Origin of the sequence: Citrobacter sp. L55, assembly GCF_002850715.1 — a bacterium.
Taxonomy (GTDB): Bacteria; Pseudomonadota; Gammaproteobacteria; order Enterobacterales; family Enterobacteriaceae; genus Citrobacter; species Citrobacter braakii.
The window spans coordinates 260,661-281,351 of record NZ_KZ559399.1; the positions used below are offsets into that span (position 1 = coordinate 260,661).

General features: G+C 51.1%; 19 protein-coding genes, 5 tRNA genes, 1 other RNA gene and 1 pseudogene. 20 read left to right on the forward strand and 6 right to left on the reverse strand.

Features of this window, described 5'->3' with window-relative positions; translation table 11 throughout:
• From B9P82_RS01220 to glmS, 4 genes and pseudogenes are all read right to left on the reverse strand, one after another.
• On the reverse strand, window positions 1-1,242 hold the full coding sequence (locus B9P82_RS01220; RefSeq protein WP_016152305.1) for a methylaspartate ammonia-lyase: 1,242 nt from the start codon (window positions 1,240-1,242) through the stop codon (window positions 1-3).
• Window positions 1,242-2,686: pseudogene (locus B9P82_RS01225) on the reverse strand (methylaspartate mutase subunit E). The gene B9P82_RS01220 and the pseudogene B9P82_RS01225 overlap by 1 nt, the downstream one beginning before the upstream one ends.
• Window positions 2,687-2,704: 18 nt before the next feature.
• Entirely contained in the window at window positions 2,705-4,093 is a 1,389-nt protein-coding gene (glmL, locus tag B9P82_RS01230; RefSeq protein ID WP_016156015.1) for a methylaspartate mutase accessory protein GlmL, read from the reverse strand.
• On the reverse strand, window positions 4,093-4,542 hold the full coding sequence (gene glmS, locus B9P82_RS01235; RefSeq protein WP_016152308.1) for a methylaspartate mutase subunit S: 450 nt from the start codon (window positions 4,540-4,542) through the stop codon (window positions 4,093-4,095). The genes glmL and glmS overlap by 1 nt, the downstream gene beginning before the upstream one ends.
• 1,218 nt (window positions 4,543-5,760) lie before the next feature.
• Between glmS and cydA the strand changes: the two genes are divergently transcribed.
• From cydA to pnuC, 19 genes are all read left to right on the forward strand, one after another.
• Entirely contained in the window at window positions 5,761-7,329 is a 1,569-nt protein-coding gene (gene cydA / locus B9P82_RS01240; RefSeq protein ID WP_016152309.1) for a cytochrome ubiquinol oxidase subunit I, read from the forward strand.
• Window positions 7,330-7,344: 15 nt separating this feature from the next.
• Window positions 7,345-8,484 carry a cytochrome d ubiquinol oxidase subunit II gene (gene cydB, locus B9P82_RS01245; RefSeq protein WP_016152310.1) on the forward strand — a complete coding sequence of 380 codons (1,140 nt, stop codon included), beginning with the start codon at window positions 7,345-7,347 and terminating at the stop codon, window positions 8,482-8,484.
• A 14-nt stretch (window positions 8,485-8,498) separates the two neighbouring features.
• Window positions 8,499-8,612 (forward strand): cytochrome bd-I oxidase subunit CydX, encoded by a 114-nt coding sequence (gene cydX / locus B9P82_RS01250; RefSeq protein ID WP_003022970.1) that lies wholly within the window; start codon window positions 8,499-8,501, stop codon window positions 8,610-8,612.
• Entirely contained in the window at window positions 8,612-8,905 is a 294-nt protein-coding gene (gene ybgE / locus B9P82_RS01255) for a cyd operon protein YbgE (protein ID WP_016152311.1), read from the forward strand. Before cydX ends, ybgE begins: the two co-directional genes overlap by 1 nt.
• A gap of 330 nt (window positions 8,906-9,235) precedes the next feature.
• The gene (gene ybgC / locus B9P82_RS01265; protein ID WP_003831439.1) at window positions 9,236-9,640 is read left to right on the forward strand and encodes a tol-pal system-associated acyl-CoA thioesterase; all 405 of its coding nucleotides are present in this window, start codon (window positions 9,236-9,238) and stop codon (window positions 9,638-9,640) included.
• A complete protein-coding gene (tolQ, locus tag B9P82_RS01270; protein ID WP_016152312.1) occupies window positions 9,637-10,329 on the forward strand; it encodes a Tol-Pal system protein TolQ in 693 nt (230 codons plus the stop codon). Before ybgC ends, tolQ begins: the two co-directional genes overlap by 4 nt.
• Window positions 10,330-10,332: 3 nt before the next feature.
• A complete protein-coding gene (tolR, locus tag B9P82_RS01275) occupies window positions 10,333-10,761 on the forward strand; it encodes a colicin uptake protein TolR (protein ID WP_003022978.1) in 429 nt (142 codons plus the stop codon).
• 64 nt (window positions 10,762-10,825) lie between these two features.
• Window positions 10,826-12,082: a cell envelope integrity protein TolA gene (gene tolA, locus B9P82_RS01280; protein ID WP_016152313.1), complete on the forward strand. Its 1,257-nt coding sequence runs from the start codon at window positions 10,826-10,828 to the stop codon at window positions 12,080-12,082.
• A gap of 127 nt (window positions 12,083-12,209) precedes the next feature.
• Complete coding sequence (gene tolB / locus B9P82_RS01285; RefSeq protein WP_003022981.1) at window positions 12,210-13,502, forward strand: Tol-Pal system beta propeller repeat protein TolB; 1,293 nt, start codon at window positions 12,210-12,212, stop codon at window positions 13,500-13,502.
• 34 nt (window positions 13,503-13,536) lie between these two features.
• Window positions 13,537-14,055, forward strand: coding sequence for a peptidoglycan-associated lipoprotein Pal (pal, locus tag B9P82_RS01290; RefSeq protein WP_003022983.1), 519 nt, complete (start codon window positions 13,537-13,539; stop codon window positions 14,053-14,055).
• A 9-nt stretch (window positions 14,056-14,064) separates the two neighbouring features.
• A complete protein-coding gene (gene cpoB, locus B9P82_RS01295; protein ID WP_016156016.1) occupies window positions 14,065-14,853 on the forward strand; it encodes a cell division protein CpoB in 789 nt (262 codons plus the stop codon).
• A 165-nt stretch (window positions 14,854-15,018) separates the two neighbouring features.
• Window positions 15,019-15,094: transfer RNA gene (locus B9P82_RS01300), tRNA-Lys, on the forward strand.
• A 26-nt stretch (window positions 15,095-15,120) separates the two neighbouring features.
• Window positions 15,121-15,196, forward strand: a tRNA-Val gene (locus B9P82_RS01305).
• Window positions 15,197-15,199: 3 nt separating this feature from the next.
• Window positions 15,200-15,275 (forward strand) — tRNA-Lys (locus B9P82_RS01310).
• Window positions 15,276-15,423: 148 nt separating this feature from the next.
• Window positions 15,424-15,499 (forward strand) — tRNA-Lys (locus B9P82_RS01315).
• Between the two features lie 32 nt (window positions 15,500-15,531).
• A tRNA-Lys gene (locus tag B9P82_RS01320) sits at window positions 15,532-15,607 on the forward strand.
• Window positions 15,608-15,636: 29 nt separating this feature from the next.
• A non-coding RNA gene (locus tag B9P82_RS01325) (RtT sRNA) lies at window positions 15,637-15,762 on the forward strand.
• A 269-nt stretch (window positions 15,763-16,031) separates the two neighbouring features.
• Complete coding sequence (gene nadA / locus B9P82_RS01330) at window positions 16,032-17,075, forward strand: quinolinate synthase NadA (RefSeq protein ID WP_016152315.1); 1,044 nt, start codon at window positions 16,032-16,034, stop codon at window positions 17,073-17,075.
• A gap of 27 nt (window positions 17,076-17,102) precedes the next feature.
• A complete protein-coding gene (pnuC, locus tag B9P82_RS01335; protein ID WP_016152316.1) occupies window positions 17,103-17,822 on the forward strand; it encodes a nicotinamide riboside transporter PnuC in 720 nt (239 codons plus the stop codon).
• Here pnuC and zitB read toward each other — a convergent pair.
• Window positions 17,819-18,760, reverse strand: coding sequence for a CDF family zinc transporter ZitB (gene zitB / locus B9P82_RS01340; protein WP_019076308.1), 942 nt, complete (start codon window positions 18,758-18,760; stop codon window positions 17,819-17,821). The genes pnuC and zitB overlap by 4 nt on opposite strands.
• 113 nt (window positions 18,761-18,873) lie before the next feature.
• Window positions 18,874-19,248, reverse strand: a complete 375-nt coding sequence (locus tag B9P82_RS01345; RefSeq protein WP_016156018.1) for a YbgS-like family protein — start codon at window positions 19,246-19,248, stop codon at window positions 18,874-18,876.
• Between the two features lie 317 nt (window positions 19,249-19,565).
• Between B9P82_RS01345 and aroG the strand changes: the two genes are divergently transcribed.
• Window positions 19,566-20,618 (forward strand): 3-deoxy-7-phosphoheptulonate synthase AroG, encoded by a 1,053-nt coding sequence (gene aroG, locus B9P82_RS01350; RefSeq protein WP_016152319.1) that lies wholly within the window; start codon window positions 19,566-19,568, stop codon window positions 20,616-20,618.
• Window positions 20,619-20,691 lie beyond the last annotated feature (73 nt).

Genomic DNA, 20,691 nt, shown 5'->3' on the forward strand with positions numbered 1-20,691 from the left:
TTAATCCTTAGTTTGCAACAGCGCGATGGTGCGGTTCATTTCGTTAAACACGATGTTGAGACCTTCATCGAAACCCATACCCGGCTTGATCAGCATACGCATTGGACGCGCAGCCAGCGCGACGTGTACGCAGGTACGCGCACTGATTTCCGTTTCGTTACAGGTACCGCCCTGATAGGCTTCCATTCCGTGTTTGTTGCAATACAGCACCGCATCGACGATGTTGTGAATACCGCCCAGATCCGGGGTCTTGATCTGCACCATGTGGCAACTGCCCGCGTCGGTGAAGTCCACGATATCCTGATAGGTGTTACACCATTCATCCGCAACAATTTTCACGCCGGAACCCAGACGGGTAAGCTCCTGAGTGATCTCGGTGAGCATGCGGATCTGATCCGGCTTGTTACCGGCATCTACCGGGCCTTCAATGTACAGCGGCAGGCCTTGAGCTTCGGCTTCCAGGCTGGCGATGTATTCGGCGCAACGCACCGGATCCATATCGAAGATCAGACCGATGGTGCCGTAGACATCAATATGCAGCGTCGGGTGATAGGTTTCGTTGGTGCGCAGGCTCAGGATGCGGTTAGACAACCAGCGGACGTACTCACGCAGTTTTTCGCCTTTGAAGCCCAGCTTCTCTTCTACGTTATTGATCAGCGCATGCGGCAGGACGTCCACACCTTTGAGGATCATCTTGTCGACGGCGATATAACGGTCGTCGCCGCTCTGGCCAAATAATGGAATGGCTTCCGGGACGCACGGCAGTTGCCATTCATCACAAACCACTTCTGCTTTCAGACGACCGGTAGCCAGTGCTGCCGCGTCGAGCAGCGCCTGAGATAGACCATAACGTACGGCGGTATGCAGCAGATGGCCGTCAATACGCAGTTCGTCAAAGAAACGGGCGTTGGTCAGGAACGAATCAACGTCACGGCCTTCCAGCAGCGGTTTGATGTGATCGTTAAGGAACGGAATGAAGTTTTCAGCCAGGAACAGCGGATCGCGTCCACCTGCACCTGAATATTGCACTGCTGCACAATCGCCCACCGCTACCGCGCCGTTTTCCAGAATCAGCTGTACGGATACGCATTCACCCGCCTGACGAACAGACGTAAATCCAGGCGTTACCGGAGCGCCGGTATAGATAAACCCGTCATGACCGGCGCCGTTTTTGATGGCCTGCTGATCGTCAAAATAAAATGAGGAGTAGCCAGCTGTGAAAAGGGCCTGTTTAATTTTCATTATGGTCTTCCTATTAATTTACTGTGGGATACGGCGTTGATGTCATCAATGACCATCTGGAAAGAAGGCTTGCGGCCTTCGAAATGCGCGCGCTCTGCGACGTAGTCGTGGTGCAGGGCGAGAATGTCTTTCGGCAGCGGAACGGAGCCAGCTTCGAGAATACGGATGGCCCTGTGTTATCGCGAACAGGCAGGATCTTACCGGCGTTACAGGCGGCGGGCGCGAAAGGTACATCCAGTACGCCTGCTTCAAAGGCCAGCACCGTACCGCGCGCAATGTCGCCATTGCCCAGTTCGAAGACTTTCTTCAGTACCGCGCGGACTTCGCTCTTAATCAGATCAACTTCCTGCTCCACGGCAGCGCACTGCGGGAATTTCTGGTCGCTGACCATGTTGAGCATCTGGCGCGAAGCTTTCAGACCCTGGGCGTTCGCTGCCGCCGTTGGGATACCGAACGCTTCGTGCGGGCTTTTGGTGATCACTTTGGTGGCACCTGACATACCAGCAACCGCTGCGCCCCAGGCGATAACGGAGAAGGCTTTTGCTTCATCTTCCGGGAATCCGCCCATCCACTGGTGGAAAACGGTACTCAGTTCGTAATCGTCGAAGCCGTGGTTATGGAAATATTCGTGGGAAAGTTCGCGCAGCGCCTGAATCGCTGCAATATCCTGCGTTAGGCTACCGACCTGGCCGTAGCCAACGGTAATTGACTTGACGCCTTGTTCCAGAGCCAACAGACCTTCGATAATCGCCACCGAGTGGGACATAAACGGCGGGATCAGGGTGCCGGTCAGTGGGCCAAATGGTTCACGGTTGATACGAATACCGTTCTCTTCGTACAGGCCCATCAGGCGGTCGCAGTACTGCCAGTCGCGGATGGATTTTTCCAGAGTGACACGTTTAGCGTAAGGAATGTTGTAGGAGATGCCGCCGCCTTCGTAGCTGGTAAAGCCACTGGCCATGGCGATTTCTGCCAGCAGGCGCGCATCCGGCGTGCCGTGACGAACCTGGATCGGTTTTTCCAGCGCTTCAGTCATACGACGGCAGGCAGCAACCCCGTGATTGACGACCGGTAAACCATTCAGCTTGGAAGTACCTGCTTCGATAGATTTCTGGATCCCGACAGCGGCTTCTTCATAGCGGTTCAGACGGGTATAGGCATCGATAGTACTCGGCAGGAGGTCGCACTCTTCCTGCAATGTTTTGAGCAGCGCAATATGCTCATCCATTAATGCTACGCCTGCGCGCGGCTGGCTCAGGGTTTTCCCTTCCTGATCGGCCTTCAGCAGAGCAAGGGAGAAGCGCTTTTTATCCGGAATTGATTGCTGGTACTTCACGCCATCTTCGAAGTTCTCAACGTCTTTGCCGGTTTCCCAGGTTTGTAATACCTGATGCCTTTCGGTCATGAATTCGTCATGGGTCAATTTTTTATTTCGAAGTTCCATTCGTAGCTGCCTTAAGTTTTATAGGGTTAAACACTGAATGCTGGTGCGAGCAGCGGCTTGCGGGTACAGCCTGGCGACGTTTGCCAGTAGCGGGAGCAGGCCATTTGAATCGCGGTAATACTCAAACTGATTCGGTAACAAAATTCTTTTACCCTGGTCGTCCAGCTCCCGGTATTTGAGCCAGTTATGGATATCGAACTGGCTGGCGCGAGAGAGCCATCCCCCTGAACCGACGACTTTGCGTACGGTGGTGAGATCGCGACCCATCTGTAAATCCACGTTACCCACGCAGGTGCAAACCTGCTTTTTAGTGCCCGCGTGGCGCTCAGCGGCATAGCCCACGCACAAACCTGCCAGCAGGGTGTCGAAATATTTCTCCTCCTCGCTGAGCGGCAGGTAATCCGGTTGCCCAACCAGATGACGCAGGTAGCGGTAAAACGCTTCCTCGCGCTGCGGTTGTTGGGCGAAGATGACTTTCACCATATCCTGCGTACTTTCTCCCACCACGACGGCGGAAACGCGCATTCCCAGGTCGCCTTCAACGGTACGTTTGACGAACGGTTCAGGAACACCATGCAGGACGGTATCGGGGGAGAGGGTATTCGCGCTGGCCGAATAGACATCCGTGGTGGCTCCGCCCATATCAATCAGCATGAATTCCTTCCATGCGCTGTCGTAATCGCTAATGGCTTTGACTAACTCATATACCGTCCATGGCGTCGGCATTGGCTCTTCACCGGTTTCGCCGACGATGACGTCCAGACCTTTACCTTTGACAATGCGTGACAAGAACACATCGCAAATCGCCTGGCGCGCGGCAAACGGATTTGGGTGATCGAGATCAGGCAGAATGTTGTCTACCGTGGTCAGATCTTTATGTCCCAGAATCGTTTGTATTTCGTCCTGAATGTCCCGGTTTCCGGCGTAGATAATGGCGCAATCAAGCGTTGAGCCTGCCAGCGCATGCGCATTCGCCAGGCCGTAGCTTTCTTCGCCACCGTCTGTACCACCGGTAAACAACAGAATGTCTGGCGGTGATGATTCCAGCTCCTGGATGTCATGCCGGTTCAGTTTGTACGAATAATATTGCGCGATTTTCGCTCCTGCCGAATGGGCGGTAACTTTTGCTGATTCCAGCGTAATGGAAGGCACCAGCCCCATTGCTGCAACGGCAAGTCCACCCTTGGCCGAGGAGGAGTATTTCAACTGCACTTCACCACTTTTCAGTAACGGGCGAGCATCGGCAACGTTCAGCACCTGATTCAGGCTGGCAAAAAAACCGTCTGCCAGATGATGTGTGGTGGTTGGGGTCAGGACATGGTTTACCAGGGTTAATTCCTCGCCTTCATGGGCGAAGAGGGCAGCCTTGGTCCATGTCGAGCCGATATCGACAGAAACTGTTTGCATCAGATAGCCTCTTCCAGGCAACGCTGCTCGAGGCCATTGTGTTGGCGAATATCATTGGTGATAAGCGCGCAGACATCTTCCAGGTCGTGGCTCGGTGCGAAGACGCGGTTAAAACCCATCTCCTTAAACTTCACTTCCACATCACCGAAGTCATGTTTACCAACTACCAGGTTGCCACCGACGTACAGCAGAATGTCGCCGAGGCCGCGTTCGATGCAGCGCTCACGTAACCCGAGGCAGTCAATGTCGCCATGACCGTAGATAGAGGACACCACGATGGCATCGGCGCCTGTTTCAATCGCGGCATCAATATATTCATCCTGGCTCACCATCACCCCGAGGTTGATTACGTGAAAATCATGAGCAGTAAAAACGCGATCCAGAACTTTATTACCTACTGCATGGCAGTCAGCACCGATGACGCCAATAACAAGTGTAGATTTCTTCATGGGTAATCCTCTGTAGGGCTGATGGTCAATAAGTGAAAATTATTTTCTAATATTTAGAACATGGTTTGTGACAACCTCTTAATAGGTTCGGAGTTTCTGTGTAAGCGGAAAAGGAAGCAATTGATCTATTTTCAAAATATCCTGCGCAAAATGATTGTTATATTTTTTATTTATAAAAATCCTTGTTTATCAGGTAGTTGAATGTTGTTTTTGCGGATTTTTTTAATTTGCCAGGAAAATGAAGAATAAATGACTTGCCATGTTTGTGATCGAAATCTTATTTTGTTGTGCGTCTCATTCATGTGTCATTTTTTATAATTTAAAAAATTATCTTTACTAAATAACTTGTGAACGGGATAACGGTTTTTTATTTTTTAATCTTATATGACATAATTATATTTTGTTAAATTTAAGATAAAAATGATAATGAATTGTTTGTGGCATATTTAAACGTTGCCACATAAGAGAAAAAGAGAAGTGAGTGATAACTTTCAGTGATGCTTTAAGCGAAACGCCTGCGCTGTGCTGAGGAACGTCAAACCCAATGCGTCAGTCAATGAGGGACGCTTTCGCTTCCATTTGAGATAGTTACATCTTGGTGTTAATTATAAGTAAAATTTAAATGAATAATTTGTATGAAATAACAATTCCATGACTTGCTAAACAAAAAACTGTGAGCTACCCAGCAATAGTGACTCTTTATCTGCTGGCAATTTTGTCAGTCGGGCGGGTTAAAAGATCGTGTAGATTTAAATAAATATCCTATCATTTGTAGTAACGGCAATTACTCATTGAAAAACATACCGTTAACATGGTGTTCACTAGTCGCCTGACTGTTAAACACTATTAACATTAAATTTGAAAATTGATTTAAATCAATGTTTAAAACTTGGTAAACAGCCTCAAAAGAGGTTAAATTGCTGCAGATCAAATTGGTCTGAAAGTGATAAATTAGCTATAAATTGATCACTATCGAAAAATGCAAATTTACCTCGATAAAAACCTGTTTATTGTAAGGATTTTACGGCGTAATATAATTGCGGGATCAATTTGAGTGTTTTATTAACATGTTTGTAACCTTTCATCATTGTCCTTTCTTCAAATGAGAAGAAAGAGCAGCGGCGGAGGGAAGCAGATAAATTTGTATTGGGGCATGCGTGTGACCCTTTCTAACGGGGTTCACTCTCGGAGTCTTCATGCGATGAGCAAGGAGTCATGATGTTAGATATAGTCGAACTGTCGCGCTTACAGTTTGCCTTGACCGCGATGTACCACTTCCTGTTTGTGCCACTGACGCTAGGTATGGCGTTCTTGCTGGCCATCATGGAAACGGTCTACGTCCTTTCCGGCAAACAGATTTATAAAGATATGACCAAGTTCTGGGGCAAGTTGTTTGGTATCAACTTCGCTCTGGGTGTGGCAACCGGTCTGACCATGGAGTTCCAGTTCGGGACTAACTGGTCTTACTACTCCCACTATGTAGGGGATATTTTCGGTGCGCCGCTGGCGATCGAAGGTTTGATGGCCTTCTTCCTCGAATCCACCTTTGTAGGTCTGTTCTTCTTCGGCTGGGACCGTTTGGGTAAAGTCCAGCATATGTGCGTCACCTGGCTGGTGGCCCTGGGTTCTAACCTGTCCGCACTGTGGATTCTGGTTGCGAACGGCTGGATGCAAAACCCAATCGCCGCGGATTTCAACTTTGAAACCATGCGCATGGAGATGCTGAGCTTCTCTGAACTGGTGCTCAACCCGGTAGCACAGGTGAAATTTGTTCACACTGTGGCATCTGGTTATGTTTGTGGCGCGATGTTCGTTCTGGGGATCAGCTCCTACTATATGCTGCGCGGTCGTGACTTCGCGTTTGCTAAACGTTCTTTTGCAATCGCCGCCAGCTTTGGTATGGCTGCTATTCTGTCTGTTATCGTTCTGGGTGATGAATCCGGTTACGAAATGGGCGACGTGCAGAAAACCAAACTCGCTGCTATTGAAGCGGAATGGGAAACGCAGCCTGCACCGGCTTCCTTTACCCTGTTCGGTATTCCGGACCAGGATGCGCAGGAAAACCATTTTGCGATTCAAATTCCTTATGCGCTGGGCATCATTGCCACCCGCTCTGTTGATACACCGGTCATTGGTCTGAAAGACCTGATGGTGCAGCACGAAGAGCGCATCCGTAACGGGATGAAAGCGTATCAACTGCTGGAAGAACTGCGTGCAGGAACTACCGATCAGGCCGTTCGCGACCAGTTCAACAGCATGAAGAAAGACCTGGGTTATGGTCTGCTGCTGAAACGCTATACGGATAACGTCACCGACGCGACCGAAGCGCAAATTCAGCAGGCAACGAAAGATTCTATTCCTCGCGTTGCGCCGCTCTACTTCGCTTTCCGTATTATGGTGGCATGCGGCATTCTGATGCTGGCAATCATCGCAGTGTCCTTCTGGACCGTGATTCGTAACCGTATCGGTGAGAAAAAATGGCTGCTGCGCACCGCGCTGTATGCGATTCCTCTACCGTGGATTGCCATTGAATCCGGTTGGTTTGTTGCAGAGTACGGCCGCCAACCGTGGGCGATTGGTGAAGTGTTACCAACAGCCGTAGCGAACTCTTCGCTGACCGCTGGCGACCTCATCTTCTCGATGCTGTTGATTTGCGGCCTGTATACCCTGTTCCTGGTGGCTGAACTGTATCTGATGTTCAAGTTCGCACGCCTTGGGCCGAGTAGCCTGAAAACCGGTCGTTATCACTACGAGCAGTCCACTGTGACTTCTCAGCCGGCACGCTAAGACAGGAGTCGTCAAATGATCGATTATGAAGTATTGCGTTTTATCTGGTGGCTGCTGGTTGGCATTCTGCTGATTGGTTTCGCGGTCACTGATGGCTTCGACATGGGGGTGGGCATGCTCACCCGTTTCCTCGGTCGTAATGATACCGAGCGTCGAATTATGATTAACTCCATCGCCCCGCACTGGGACGGTAACCAGGTTTGGCTCATCACCGCGGGTGGCGCACTGTTCGCTGCCTGGCCGATGGTGTATGCCGCTGCGTTCTCCGGTTTCTATGTGGCGATGATCCTGGTACTGGCGTCTTTGTTCTTCCGTCCGGTCGGTTTTGATTACCGCTCCAAGATTGAAGACATGCGCTGGCGCAACATGTGGGACTGGGGCATCTTCATTGGTAGCTTCGTTCCACCGCTGGTTATTGGCGTGGCGTTCGGCAACCTGCTGCAAGGGGTTCCGTTCCACGTAGACGACTACATGCGTTTGTACTACACCGGTAACTTCTTCCAGTTGCTGAATCCGTTTGGTCTGCTGGCGGGTGTCGTGAGTGTTGGGATGATCATCACCCAGGGCGCGACCTATCTGCAGATGCGTACGGTAGGTGAACTGCATCTGCGTGCGCGTGCAACGTCGCAGGTTGCCGCACTGGTCACTATGGTCTGCTTCGCGCTGGCTGGTGTGTGGGTGATTTACGGTATTGACGGTTATGTTGTGACCTCAGCACTGGATCATCATGCCGCCTCTAACCCGCTGACCAAAGAAGTGGCTCGCGTGGCTGGCGCATGGATGGTGAACTTTAACAATGCACCTATCCTGTGGCTGGTTCCTGCACTGGGCGTGGTTCTGCCGCTGTTGACCATCCTGACTTCTCGTATGGAGAAAGGGGCATGGGCGTTCGTCTTCTCTTCACTGACGTTAGCCTGCATCATCCTGACGGCTGGTATCGCAATGTTCCCGTTTGTGATGCCATCCAGCACCATGATGAACGCAAGTCTGACCATGTGGGATGCAACGTCCAGCCAGCTGACGCTGAATCTGATGACGTATGTAGCTTGTGTGTTCGTTCCGATCATTCTGCTGTACACCGGCTGGTGTTACTGGAAGATGTTCGGTCGCATCACCAAAGAAGATATTGAAAGCAACACCCACTCTCTGTACTAAGTAAGGAGCTTAAAATGTGGTATTTCGCATGGATTTTGGGAACGCTTCTTGCCTGTGCATTTGGGATAATCACAGCGCTGGCGCTTGAGCACGTTGAATCAGGCAAAGCCGGACAAGAAGATAGCTGATGACCAACATTATCGCGATGCAGTATAACGCGATGGACAAGCGCCCCTTGCGGGCGCTTTCCTTTGTGCTGGCAATCGTGTTGGCTGGCTGCATATTCTGGGATCCGTCACGTTTCGCGGCCAAAACCAGTGAGCTGGAAATCTGGCATGGTCTCCTGCTGATGTGGGCGGTCTGCGCAGGCATCATTCACGGCGTTGGTTTTCGTCCTCGCGCCGTACACTGGCAGGGCATTTTCTGCCCGCTAATCGCGGATATCGTCCTGGTTGTTGGTCTGATTTTCTTCTTCTTTTGAATAAGAAACATCCTTAAATATTTATGGGCTTGCATAAGCCCATAAATTTTTACTCTCCGTTTACTTTCCCCCATTCCAAACCACCATTCCCGCGCGTATAGTAGCGAAGTTTGAAAGCATTAACCTAAGGTTGTGCCCTGGAGTTGTGTGCGGTGGCGACACTGGACCATCAGGACGCAACTTAATTGCATTACCGGGATGTAAAGTGAATACAGCGCGATATACAACGACATTCTTGAAGCATCGCGGCGGCAAGAACGCGAGTCACCAGGCGCTTACAAAGTTAAGCGACCGGTGTGAGTGGGCGAAGCCAACAAAGAGGCAGTAAGAATGAACAAGTATATGTTTCGATGGCCGGTTCGTGTCTACTATGAGGACACCGATGCCGGAGGGGTGGTTTACCACGCCAGCTACGTCGCTTTTTACGAAAGAGCACGCACAGAAATGCTGCGTCATCATCACTTCAGTCAGCAGGTCCTGTTGGCCGAACGTGTAGCCTTTGTGGTGCGCAAGATGACGCTGGAGTATTTTGCGCCTGCCCGGCTCGACGATATGCTCGAAGTCCAAACCGAAATTACGTCAATGCGTGGCACCTCATTGGTTTTCACGCAACGCATTGTCAACGCAGAGAACACCGTGCTGAATGAAGCCGAAGTTCTGATTGTTTGCGTTGATCCACTCAAAATGAAGCCTCGTGCGCTTCCCAAGTCTATTGTCGCGGAGTTTAAGCAGTGACTGACATGAATATCCTTGATTTGTTCCTGAAGGCAAGCCTTCTGGTTAAACTTATCATGTTGATTTTGATTGGTTTCTCAATCGCATCCTGGGCCATTATTATCCAGCGGACCCGTATTCTTAATGCGGCTTCACGTGAAGCCGAAGCATTTGAAGACAAGTTCTGGTCCGGCATTGAATTGTCGCGCCTGTATCAGGAAAGCCAGGGGCGTCGTGATAACCTGGTGGGCTCGGAACAAATTTTCTACAGCGGATTCAAAGAGTTTGCGCGTCTGCATCGGGCGAATAGTCATGCGCCGGAAGCGGTCGTTGAGGGGGCATCCCGTGCGATGCGTATCTCGATGAACCGTGAACTGGAAACGCTGGAAACGCATATTCCATTCCTCGGCACCGTCGGCTCTATCAGCCCGTATATCGGCCTGTTCGGTACTGTTTGGGGGATCATGCACGCATTTATCGCGTTAGGCGCGGTAAAACAGGCAACGCTGCAAATGGTCGCACCGGGTATCGCGGAAGCGTTGATTGCAACGGCTATCGGTCTGTTTGCGGCAATCCCGGCGGTTATGGCTTACAACCGACTGAATCAGCGCGTGAACAAGCTGGAACTGAATTACGACAACTTTATGGAAGAGTTCACCGCGATTCTGCACCGCCAGGCGTTTACCGTTAGCGAGAGCAACAAGGGGTAAGCCATGGCCAGAACGCGTGGACGAGGTCGTCGCGAACTCAAGTCCGAAATCAATATTGTACCGCTGCTCGACGTACTACTGGTGCTGTTGCTGATCTTTATGGCAACCGCGCCGATTATTACGCAGAGTGTGGAAGTCGACCTGCCGGATGCGACCGAATCGCAAGCTGTCAGCAGTAACGACGAACCGCCGGTCATTATTGAAGTTTCCGGGATAGGGCAATACAGCGTGGTCGTTGAGAAAGATCGTATGGATCAACTGCCGCCGGAGCAGGTTATCGCGGAAGCGAAAAGTCGCCTGCAGACCAATCCGAAAACGGTCTTTTTAATCGGTGGTGCGAAAGACGTGCCTTATGATGAAATAATTAAAGCGCTGAACTTGTTACACAGTGCAGGCGTAAAATCGGTTGGCTTGATGACGCAGCCAATCTGATGACTGCGTTTTGCTGGCTTGAAAGATAGCGCGTAACAGGCGAACAGTTTTTTGGGAACCGAGAGTGTCAAAGGCAACCGAACAAAACGACAAGCTCAAAAGGGCGATAATTATTTCAGCGGTGCTGCATGTCATTTTATTTGCAGCGCTGATCTGGAGTTCGTTCGATGAGCACATTGATGCTTCAGCCGGCGGCGGTGGCGGCTCGTCCATCGACGCCGTTATGGTCGATCCTGGCGCCGTTGTGCAACAGTACGACAGGCAACAGCAACAGCAGGCAAGTGCTAAACGTGCAGAAGAGCAGCGTGAAAAACAGGCGCAGCAGCAAGCTGAGGAACTTCGCGAGAAGCAGGCGGCCGAGCAAGAGCGACTGAAGCAACTTGAAAAAGAACGTTTAGCCGCGCAAGAAAAAGTGCGCGAACAGGCGGAACAGCAGAAACAGGCCGAAGCCGCCGCCGCGAAAGCGCAAGAGCAACAGAAACAGGCTGAAGAAGCTGCGGCGAAGGCTGCTGCAGACGCGAAGGCCAAAGCTGATGCTCAGGCGAAACAAGCGGCAGATGCCGCGAAGAAAGCCGCTGCGGACGCACAGAAAAAAGCAGAGGCTGAAGCCGCTAAAGCCGCCGCTGATGCGAAGAAAATTGCCGAAGCACAAGCTGCTAAGGCTGCCGCAGACGCTGCGAAGAAAGCTCAGGCTGAAGCCGCTAAGCAAGCAGCAGCCGAGAAAGCTGCTGCGGAGAAAGCAGAAAAAGCCGCTGCCGCGAAAGCTGCCGCTGCTGAAAAGGCTGCGGCTGATAAGAAAGCCGCAGCGGAAAAAGCAGCAGCAGATAAAAAAGCTGCAGCCGAGAAAGCCGCTGCCGATAAGAAAGCTGCGGCAGATAAAGCGGCGGCTGCGAAAAAGGCTGCGGCCGAAAAAGCAGCTGCAGCCTCTGGCGTTGACGACTTGTTGGGCGACTTAAGCTCCGGTAAGAATGCACCGAAATCAGGTGGTGGAGCGAAAGGAAACGGTCAACCGGCGAAAGATAGTGGTACAAGTGGTGCAAATGGCGGTGCATCTGGCGCTGATATCAGTGCTTACGCATCTCAAATTCGTAATGCGATCCAGAGCCGTCTGTATGGTGCCGATTTGTATGCGGGTAAATCTTGCGTATTACATATCAAGTTAGCACCCGATGGTCTGTTACTGGATGTGACCGAAGAGGGCGGAGATCCGGCATTGTGTCAGGCTGCGCTGACGGCTGCGAAAACAGCCAGAATTCCTAAACCGCCTAGCCAGGCTGTTTATGAAAAAGTAAAAGATGCCAAGCTGGACTTTAAACTGTAATAACGTCCCTGAGAATTCAGGGGAAACGGTCTAAGGTTGAGACAGCGTTCTGGTAGTTTTGTGTATTTGAGTTTGTTAACATTCTGCTAAATTATCGTGGGCTTTCCGTCCAGATAAGGGAGATATGATGAAGCAGGCATTACGAGTAGCATTTGGTTTTCTGATGCTGTGGGCAGCGGTGCTGCACGCAGAAGTACGTATCGAGATCACCCAGGGGGTGGACTCGGCACGCCCGATTGGTGTTGTCCCCTTCCAGTGGGCAGGGCCGGGTGCTGCACCTGAAGATATCGGTGGTATCGTAGGCGCTGACCTGCGTAACAGCGGTAAATTTAATCCGTTAGACCGTTCTCGTCTGCCGCAGCAGCCGGGTACCGCACAGGAAGTTCAACCTGCCGCATGGTCTGCGCTGGGTATTGATGCCGTGGTAGTAGGTCAGGTTACGCCAAATCCGGATGGTTCCTACAGCGTTGCTTATCAACTGGTAGATACCGGTGGCGCACCGGGTACCGTACTGGCACAGAACACCTATAAAGTGAACAAGCAGTGGTTGCGTTACGCGGGCCATACTGCAAGTGACGAAGTGTTTGAAAAACTGACCGGTATTAAAGGTGCATTCCGTACCCGTATCGCTTATGTTGTTCAGACGAACGGCGGCCAGTTCCCGTACGAATTACGTGTATCCGACTACGATGGCTACAACCAGTTCGTGGTACACCGTTCTCCGCAGCCGCTGATGTCTCCGGCATGGTCTCCGGACGGTTCGAAACTGGCATACGTCACTTTCGAAAGCGGTCGTTCTGCGCTGGTTATTCAGACGTTGTCTAATGGCGCGGTTCGTCAGGTAGCGTCGTTCCCACGTCACAACGGTGCACCTGCGTTTTCTCCGGATGGCAGCAAACTGGCGTTTGCCCTGTCTAAAACCGGTAGCCTGAACCTGTATGTCATGGACATTGGTTCCGGTCAGATCCGTCAGGTGACGGATGGTCGCAGCAACAACACGGAACCTACCTGGTTCCCGGACAGCCAAAACCTGGCCTTTACCTCTGACCAGGCCGGTCGTCCGCAGGTATATAAAGTTAACGTCAACGGCGGTGCTCCGCAGCGTATTACCTGGGAAGGTTCGCAAAACCAGGATGCGGATGTGAGCAGCGACGGTAAGTTTATGGTAATGGTAAGCTCAGCCAATGGTCAGCAGCACATTGCCAAACAAGATCTGGTAGCGGGTGGCGTACAAGTCCTGTCGTCAACGTTCCTGGATGAAACGCCAAGTCTGGCACCTAACGGCACTATGGTAATCTACAGCTCTTCTCAGGGGATGGGATCCGTGCTGAATTTGGTTTCTACAGATGGGCGTTTCAAAGCGCGTCTTCCGGCAACTGATGGTCAGGTTAAATTCCCTGCCTGGTCGCCGTATCTGTGATAATAAATAATTGATTAATAAAGGAATCATTGAAATGCAACTGAACAAAGTGCTGAAAGGGCTGATGATTGCTCTGCCTGTTATGGCTATTGCAGCGTGTTCTTCTAACAAGAACGCCAGCAATGACGGCAGCGAAGGCATGCTGGGTGCCGGCACTGGTATGGATGCAAACGGCAGCGGCAACATGTCTTCTGAAGAGCAAGCGCGTCTTCAGATGCAACAGCTGCAGCAGAACAACATCGTTTACTTCGATCTGGACAAGTACGATATCCGTTCTGACTTCGCTGCAATGCTGGATGCTCACGCTAACTTCCTGCGTAGCAACCCGTCTTACAAAGTCACCGTAGAAGGTCATGCGGACGAACGTGGTACTCCTGAGTACAACATCTCTCTGGGTGAGCGTCGTGCGAACGCCGTTAAGATGTACCTGCAGGGTAAAGGCGTTTCTGCTGACCAGATCTCCATCGTTTCTTACGGTAAAGAAAAACCTGCAGTACTGGGTCATGACGAAGCGGCTTACGCCAAAAACCGTCGCGCCGTACTGGTTTACTAAGAGAATTGCATGAGCAGTAACTTCAGACATCACCTGTTGAGTCTGTCGTTACTGGTTGGCATAGCGGCCCCCTGGGCCGCTTTTGCACAGGCGCCAATCAGTAGTGTCGGCTCAGGCTCGGTCGAAGACCGTGTCACTCAACTCGAGCGTATTTCTAACGCTCACAGTCAGCTTTTAACCCAACTCCAGCAACAACTCTCCGATAATCAGTCCGATATCGATTCCCTGCGTGGTCAAATTCAGGAAAATCAATATCAACTGAATCAGGTTGTTGAGCGACAGAAGCAGATATTGCTGCAGATGAATAATCTTGGCAGCGGTAGTGCGCCTGCGGCACAGTCTACAGGTGGCGATCAGAGTGGGGCGGCAACCCCTGCACCTGATGCGGGAGCTGCAGCAACGTCAGGGGCTCCCGTGCAAACTGGCGATGCGAATACCGATTACAATGCAGCGATTGCTCTGGTGCAGGATAAATCCCGCCAGGATGACGCGATTGAAGCATTCCAGAACTTCATCAAAAAGTACCCGGACTCTACTTACCTGCCCAATGCGAATTACTGGCTGGGTCAGTTGAATTACAACAAGGGTAAAAAAGATGATGCTGCGTTCTATTTTGCTTCGGTAGTTAAAAACTTCCCCAAATCACCTAAGGCTGCAGACGCGATGTATAAAGTCGGCGTCATCATGCAGGACAAAGGTGACACAGCAAAAGCTAAAGCGGTTTATCAGCAGGTTATCACTAAATATCCTGGCACTGATGGCGCGAAACAAGCGCAAAAACGCCTTGGCGCGATGTAATGACCACCATGCGACCAGAAATCGTGTTATTTCTGGTCGTGTCGTGTGATTCCTAAGCAGTTGAGTTATTTACATCGAAATTTTTGTTGCGCTAAAATCTGAAATCAGTAATATATGCCGCCGTTGCCAAGGGATATCAAACAGCCCGAAAGCGGCGAAAAAAGTGGGGCGTTAGCTCAGTTGGTAGAGCAGTTGACTTTTAATCAATTGGTCGCAGGTTCGAATCCTGCACGCCCCACCACTTAATGCAGTATCCAGCGTAGTATCGGGTGATTAGCTCAGCTGGGAGAGCACCTCCCTTACAAGGAGGGGGTCGGCGGTTCGATCCCGTCATCACCCACCACTCGGGGCGTTAGCTCAGTTGGTAGAGCAGTTGACTTTTAATCAATTGGTCGCAGGTTCGAATCCTGCACGCCCCACCAACTTTAACATTGTACTTAGGTGTTAAACGTGAAGGATAACGTTGCCTTAGCAACGGCCCGTTAGGGCGAGACGAAGTCGAGTCATCCTGCACGCCCCACCAATTCTTATATTGGTGTCGAGTAAAGAATTTTCAGGTGACATCCGAGCGGGTCGTTAGCTCAGTTGGTAGAGCAGTTGACTTTTAATCAATTGGTCGCAGGTTCGAATCCTGCACGACCCACCATCCTGAATAATTGAAGCAGTAAACCCCATACGGGGGCGTTAGCTCAGTTGGTAGAGCAGTTGACTTTTAATCAATTGGTCGCAGGTTCGAATCCTGCACGCCCCACCAGTGTAAAAAGGCGCCCTAAAGGCGCCTTTTTGCTATCAGCGATTTATAAGATTCGAACCTGCAGCAGGTTCGGGTCGAACGCAGTGAGACAACGGAGCCGTTCACGGCGACGGCCCGAAGGGCAAGCGAAGCGAGTCATCCTGCACGCCCCACCAGTGTAAAAAGGCGCCCTAAAGGCGCCTTTTTGCTATCTGCGATTTATAAGATTGCCTGATGTCCTTTGCTTATCAGCCTACAGACGACACTACTCGTGTAGGCCGGATAAGACGTCAGACGCCATCCGGCATTCATCACACGCAATTATTGTGACTTTTCTGCACCAATCCGCTATCTTGTTTAGCATACAAAACAAATCAAACCGAATATGGCGTGTGTCACGCTTTTAATCGGTTATTTCGTTAAGCCAGTGAAACGAGAAAGCAAGATGAGCGTGATGTTTGATCCAGAAGCAGCAATTTATCCGTTTCCGCCGAAGCCAGTACCGCTAAGTGTGGATGAAAAGCAATTTTATCGTGAAAAAATCAAGCGCCTGCTGAAAGAGCGTGATGCCGTTATGGTCGCGCATTATTACACCGATCCTGAAATTCAGCAGTTAGCGGAAGAGACCGGGGGCTGTATTTCTGATTCTCTGGAGATGGCGCGGTTCGGTGCAAAGCATTCTGCCTCTACGCTGCTGGTTGCGGGCGTGAGGTTTATGGGAGAAACTGCCAAAATTCTCAGCCCGGAAAAGACCATACTGATGCCGACCTTACAGGCGGAATGTTCATTAGATCTGGGCTGTCCGATTGACGCGTTCAGCGCATTTTGCGACGCGCATCCGGATCGTACCGTGGTGGTTTACGCCAATACCTCTGCTGCCGTTAAAGCACGTGCGGACTGGGTCGTGACTTCCAGTATCGCGGTTGAACTTATTGAACATCTTGATAGTTTAGGTGAAAAAATCATCTGGGCTCCGGACAGACATCTGGGCAACTACGTGCAAAAACAGACCGGCGCAGACGTGCTCTGTTGGCAGGGGGCCTGTATCGTCCACGACGAGTTTAAAACCCAGGCTTTAACACGCATGAAAGGGCTTTACCCTGATGCCGCGGTGCTGGTGCACCCGGAGTCCCCTCAGTCTATCGTTGATATGGCAGATGCGGTTGGCTCAACCAGCCAGCTCATCAACGCGGCTAAATCGTTACCGCATAAGCAGTTGATTGTGGCGACTGACCGGGGCATTTTTTACAAAATGCAGCAGGCCGTTCCGGATAAAGAGCTGCTTGAAGCTCCGACGGCTGGCGAGGGGGCAACCTGTCGCAGCTGTGCGCATTGTCCGTGGATGGCGATGAATGGCCTGAAAGCGATTGCTGAGGGCCTGGAACATGGCGGCGCGGCTCATGAGATACATGTTGAGGACTCGCTGAGAGAAGGGGCGCTGTTGCCGTTAAACCGTATGTTGGAATTTGCGGCTACACTTCGAGCGTAATTATTTATTTTTGCTCTGGGGGAAAAGATGGACTTTTTTAGCACGCAGAACATTCTGGTACATATTCCGATTGGCGCGGGTGGTTACGATTTGTCGTGGATCGAAGCCGTGGGAACGATCGCCGGGTTGCTGTGTATTGGCCTGGCGAGCCTTGAGAAAATCAGCAATTACTTCTTCGGTCTGATAAACGTCACGCTGTTTGCAATTATCTTCTTTCAGATCCAGCTCTATGCCAGCTTGTTGCTGCAAGTTTTCTTCTTTGCCGCAAATATCTACGGCTGGTATGCCTGGTCCCGGCAAACCAACCAGCATGAAGCGGAACTGAAAATTCGCTGGCTACCGCTTCCAAAAGCGATCGGCTGGCTGGCGGCTTGCGTGGTGGCGATCGGCCTGATGTCGATCTATATCGATCCGGTCTTTGCGTTCCTGACAGGCATTGCAGTGAATATTATGCAGGCATTGGGATTACAGGTTGTTGTGCCTGAACTACAACCCGATGCATTCCCGTTCTGGGACTCCTGCATGATGGTGCTGTCGATTGCGGCGATGATCCTGATGACGCGCAAATACGTTGAAAACTGGCTGCTGTGGGTGATCATTAACGTCATTAGCGTGGTGATCTTTGCCCTGCAAGGCGTATATGCCATGTCGCTGGAATATATGATCCTGACGGTTATCGCCCTGAACGGTAGCAGGATGTGGATTAACAGCGCGCGTGAGCGGGGTTCCCACGCGCTTTCTCATTAATGGTGATGATGTGAATGGCCGGACACGCCCTGATACAGGTGACAGTCCGGCCCATTGCACGGCTGATACTCCATCTGGATTGTGGCGTGTTCAATCTGGTAGTGATGGATAAGGAAATGCTGAATACGCTCCAGCAACGCATCGTGATCGTGTGGCGGGATCACCTGAACATGCAGCGTCATTACCGGTTTTTCGCCCACCATCCAGACATGGACATGGTGAACGTTGCGGACTTCAGGAATATCCCGGCTGAGATGGCGCTGCAGTGCGGCGATATCCAGCGTCAGCGGGGCACCTTCCAGTAATTCATTAACGCTATCTTTTAGCAATCGCCAGGCGCTACGCAGCACCAGCACGGAAACCAGAATCGAGAGAATTGGGTCCGCGGGTGTCCAGCCCGTCCAGATAATAATCAGCGCAGCGATGATTGCCCCGACCGAGCCAAGTAAATCACCCATCACATGCAGCGCCGCGGCGCGGACGTTCAAATTTTTCTCTTCACTGCCGCGATGTAAAACCCAAAAAGCGAGCACGTTGGCCAGTAGACCCGCGACAGCAATAACCATCATCATGCCGCCAGCCACGGGGCGAGGTGTCTGGAAGCGCTCAATCGCCTCCCAGACGATTAAAATGGTGATAACGACCAATGCGATGGCATTAACAAATGCGGCCAGCGTCGTGAGCCTCAGCCAGCCGAAGGTGTGTCGTATTGTGGGCGGGCGACGGGAAAACCGGACGGCCAGCAGCGCGAAAAGCAGCGCCGCAGCATCCGTGAGCATATGCCCGGCGTCGGCCAGCAAGGCCAGTGAACCAGAAAGTATTCCACCCACCACTTCAACCAACATAAATCCGGCTGTAATGCAGAATGCGAACATCAGTCGGCGGGCATTATTGTCCTTGGGTTGTTCAGAGGAAGTATGAGTATGTGCGTGCGCCATTATGCCATCCCTTTGTTATTCTCATCTTTACTGTATGCCATCATACCGTTTTTGGGATGATAAAATTAAAAAGGAGAGCTATTGCTCTCCCGTTATTAGCTTTAATTTCAGCGTTACTGCGTGGTGCCATCAGTTTTTGTGTCAACATCATTGTTGATGCCGTTTCCGGTCTCAACCTTCTTATTCACATCAGGGCAGCGACCGTCCTTACACATAGTGTTTTTGTGCATCTCATCTTTGGTCATCCCTTCATGGTTCATTGATGAACCGTCCGGGTGCAGCATTGTGCCACCTGAATTCACGTTACTGTTGTCGACATTATTTGGCGCCACGTTTTCGCGGGCGTCTGGGGCGATTTGTCCTGCATCAGCCGAGGAATTTGCCTGACCGTTATTGGACTGCGCGTTGCTTTCAGCAGCCAGTGCCGCGCCGCTGGCGAGGCTGAGTGTAGCGGTAAGGAAGAGTGAAGCCAGCTTTGTCATATGCATAATATGCTCCTGTTAAGGTCGATATGTCGGATAACGTCTTCCAACAGTGCATGTGCCAGTTACATCATTAATATGTGGTTAATCGTTTTGCTATGGAAATTAAAACCAGCATAGAATCTTGAAATCTATGAAAATTAAAGCTGTTACAGTTAGAAATTGTAGTTTGGATCTCGTTTTTCGCTACTTTATTGCGTTTTTTTGGCCAATTCCAGGATTAATCCGTCCAAAGTGTAAAACCCCGTTTACACTTTATGATTGAAGATATAGATTGGAGGGATTGCATTCATTTATATAAGTATGGCAACGCTGGAATAATCATGAATTATCAGAACGACGATTTACGCATTAAAGAGATCAACGAGTTATTACCACCAGTCGCACTGCTGGAAAAATTCCCCGCTACTGAAAATGCCGCCAATACGGTGGCTCATGCCCGTAAGGCGATTCATAAAATTCTGAAAGGGAGCGACGATCGCCTTCTGGTGGTGATTGGGCCGTGCTCTATTCATGATCCGGCAGCTGCCAAAGAGTATGCCACTCGTCTGCTGGCGCTGCGCGAAGCGTTAAAAGGTGAGCTTGAAATCGTCATGCGCGTCTATTTTGAAAAACCGCGTACCACCGTTGGCTGGAAAGGGCTTATCAACGACCCGCACATGGACAACAGCTTCCAGATCAATGATGGGCTGCGCATTGCGCGTAAACTGCTGCTGGATATCAACGACAGCGGATTGCCGACTGCGGGTGAATTCCTCGATATGATCACCCCACAATATCTCGCCGATCTGATGAGCTGGGGCGCGATTGGGGCACGTACAACAGAATCTCAGGTGCACCGCGAGCTGGCCTCGGGTCTGTCCTGCCCGGTTGGTTTTAAAAACGGTACCGATGGCACCATCAAAGTGGCGATTGATGCAATAAACGCTGCAGGGGCACCGCACTGCTTCCTGTCTGTCACCAAATGGGGTCATTCAGCGATCGTGAATACCAGTGGTAATGGCGATTGCCATATCATTCTGCGCGGTGGCAAAGAGCCGAACTACAGCGCTCAGCACGTTGCGGACGTGAAAGAAGGTCTGGTCAAAGCAGGACTCTCTGCGCAAGTGATGATCGACTTCAGCCATGCCAACTCCAGCAAGCAGTTCAAAAAGCAGATGGATGTTGCGAAGGATGTTTGCGGACAAGTCGCCGGTGGCGAAAAAGCAATTATTGGCGTGATGATCGAAAGCCATTTGGTGGAAGGTAATCAGAATCCGGATAGCGGTGAGCCGCTGACCTACGGTAAGAGCATCACCGACGCCTGCATTGGTTGGGAAGATACCGATGCGGTGTTGCGTCAACTGGCGGATGCGGTAAAAGCGCGTCGCGGTTAACCAAGTCCCTTAGGCCTGATAAGCGTAGCGCCATCAGGCATTCCGGTGCAGACTATCGGATGGGGCGATGCCT

Bases quoted from the DNA above. Each gene is read 5' to 3' on its own strand.
- glmL (WP_016156015.1), bottom strand. From the start codon at position 4,093: ATGCAAACAGTTTCTGTCGATATCGGCTCGACATGGACCAAGGCTGCC.
- aroG (WP_016152319.1), top strand. From the start codon at position 19,566: ATGAATTATCAGAACGACGATTTACGCATTAAAGAGATCAACGAGTTA.
- tolB (WP_003022981.1), top strand. From the start codon at position 12,210: ATGAAGCAGGCATTACGAGTAGCATTTGGTTTTCTGATGCTGTGGGCA.
- pal (WP_003022983.1), top strand. From the start codon at position 13,537: ATGCAACTGAACAAAGTGCTGAAAGGGCTGATGATTGCTCTGCCTGTT.
- cydA (WP_016152309.1), top strand. From the start codon at position 5,761: ATGTTAGATATAGTCGAACTGTCGCGCTTACAGTTTGCCTTGACCGCG.
- cydB (WP_016152310.1), top strand. From the start codon at position 7,345: ATGATCGATTATGAAGTATTGCGTTTTATCTGGTGGCTGCTGGTTGGC.
- zitB (WP_019076308.1), bottom strand. From the start codon at position 18,760: ATGGCGCACGCACATACTCATACTTCCTCTGAACAACCCAAGGACAAT.
- ybgE (WP_016152311.1), top strand. From the start codon at position 8,612: ATGACCAACATTATCGCGATGCAGTATAACGCGATGGACAAGCGCCCC.
- cpoB (WP_016156016.1), top strand. From the start codon at position 14,065: ATGAGCAGTAACTTCAGACATCACCTGTTGAGTCTGTCGTTACTGGTT.
- pnuC (WP_016152316.1), top strand. From the start codon at position 17,103: ATGGACTTTTTTAGCACGCAGAACATTCTGGTACATATTCCGATTGGC.
- tolR (WP_003022978.1), top strand. From the start codon at position 10,333: ATGGCCAGAACGCGTGGACGAGGTCGTCGCGAACTCAAGTCCGAAATC.
- B9P82_RS01345 (WP_016156018.1), bottom strand. From the start codon at position 19,248: ATGCATATGACAAAGCTGGCTTCACTCTTCCTTACCGCTACACTCAGC.
- glmS (WP_016152308.1), bottom strand. From the start codon at position 4,542: ATGAAGAAATCTACACTTGTTATTGGCGTCATCGGTGCTGACTGCCAT.
- nadA (WP_016152315.1), top strand. From the start codon at position 16,032: ATGAGCGTGATGTTTGATCCAGAAGCAGCAATTTATCCGTTTCCGCCG.
- ybgC (WP_003831439.1), top strand. From the start codon at position 9,236: ATGAACAAGTATATGTTTCGATGGCCGGTTCGTGTCTACTATGAGGAC.
- B9P82_RS01220 (WP_016152305.1), bottom strand. From the start codon at position 1,242: ATGAAAATTAAACAGGCCCTTTTCACAGCTGGCTACTCCTCATTTTAT.
- cydX (WP_003022970.1), top strand. From the start codon at position 8,499: ATGTGGTATTTCGCATGGATTTTGGGAACGCTTCTTGCCTGTGCATTT.